This window comes from Phocaeicola sp. RTP21198st1_B8_RTP21198_201120 (assembly GCF_040929485.1).
GTDB classification, from domain to species: Bacteria; Bacteroidota; Bacteroidia; order Bacteroidales; family Bacteroidaceae; genus Phocaeicola; species Phocaeicola dorei.
On record NZ_JBCOCI010000577.1, the window covers coordinates 1 to 1,017 of the forward strand.

Here is a 1,017-nt window from a genome sequence, read left to right on the forward strand (position 1 = left end):
GAAAAACTTACGAACGTTTACGTTCTTTATGTTAGCGGGAGCTATCGCTTTCACAACTAGTTCGTGTAGCGATGACGATGATTCGACCAAGTCCGACTATGGCACTGTAACAGGTATGGTAACTGACGAAAACAACACATCTATCAGTGGTGTTGCAGTTACTATTTCTGATGTCGAAGGTTCTACAGCTACTGGTGCCGATGGAAAGTACTCTTTCTCCAATGTACCTATGGATAAACGTACCATTACATTTACCAAAAAAAATTATCTGACTACCAGCGCAACTGTTTTAGCCGGCAAGTTCGATGCTAATAAAGTAGCATCTATAAGTATTCAGATGCTAAGTGCAGCAGCAAAGGTTATGGGTACTGTAACTGATGCTAAGAACAACAATGCTCCTCTTGCAGGGGTAACAGTAAAACTGGGGTCATTGACTACAACTACCGACAATGATGGTACATACTTATTTGAAAGTCTCATTATTGATGATTATTCTATTACATTTAGTAAAACCGGTTATGTAGCAGTTTCAAGGGATATCAAGAAAGCCCAGTTTATAGATAAGATAGCCACTCTCGATATTCGCTTGGGTGGAGTAGAAGTATTGCCAGGTTTAACAGCTGATGATTTGAAAGAGGCTGATAAATGGCTTTATAATGAATACAGAGGCGGAAAAAATGCCGATAGCTATCCTCATTGGGATTGGTCAACCGATTATATGTGTACTTTGAGTTTCTGGGGCAATATGGAAGAACAGCCTGAAGGAACCACTCTAAGAATTAGAAATACGGGGGATGAACAAAAAAATCCGGCCAATCTGGATGCATTTGATTCTTATACTTATGGCAGCAAGAAGATTACGGAAGACAACAAGATATTGTCATTAAGAATCCGTACTCATGGTGCAGATGACAAGGCTCCAGCGTATTTTGGAGTACAAGTAGTAGATCTTTCTACTGCAGAACCTGTAGCTGTGAAAGTGGGAGAAACCAAAACCTGTGGTTCGCAAAGTTATAC

Annotated in this window: 1 protein-coding gene; it reads left to right on the forward strand. The window is 40.1% G+C overall.

Annotated features, from left to right (window positions below):
- The coding region (locus AB5935_RS28250) for a carboxypeptidase-like regulatory domain-containing protein (protein ID WP_410525562.1) at window positions 1-1,017 on the forward strand (1,017 nt) is incomplete at both ends.